Annotated in this window: 2 rRNA genes; both read right to left on the reverse strand. The window is 48.8% G+C overall.

From position 1 onward, the window contains the following. Nucleotides 1-6: 6 nt before the first annotated feature. Nucleotides 7-119 (reverse strand): 5S ribosomal RNA (rrf, locus tag GCN78_RS28950). 181 nt (nucleotides 120-300) lie between these two features. Continuing rightward, nucleotides 301-412: ribosomal RNA gene (rrf, locus tag GCN78_RS28955) — 5S ribosomal RNA — on the reverse strand.

The following is a 412-nucleotide window of genomic DNA, read 5'->3' on the forward strand; positions in this document are numbered from 1 at the left end:
TAACAAGCCTGACGATAACCTACTTTCACACTGGTTGCAGCACTATCATCGGCGCAAAGTTGTTTCACGGTCCTGTTCGGGATGGGAAGGGGTGGGACCAACTTGCTATGGTCATCAGGCATAACTTTTTCAACAGCCTGCTCCCAACGGGGCAGCAAACCATCTGATCTGAGGAGGCGAATTATATAGGAATTTGCCTGAAGATGGGGCTGAAAATGGCGCTTTTATGGTGAATAAACCGCCAGACGAAAAAAAACCCGACCATTGCTGATCGGGTTTTTCTCTTACTGCGAATAACAAGCCTGACGATAACCTACTTTCACACTGGTTGCAGCACTATCATCGGCGCAAAGTTGTTTCACGGTCCTGTTCGGGATGGGAAGGGGTGGGACCAACTTGCTATGGTCATCAG

Origin of the sequence: Janthinobacterium rivuli, from assembly GCF_009208735.1 — a bacterium.
Lineage (GTDB): Bacteria > Pseudomonadota > Gammaproteobacteria > Burkholderiales > Burkholderiaceae_D > Janthinobacterium.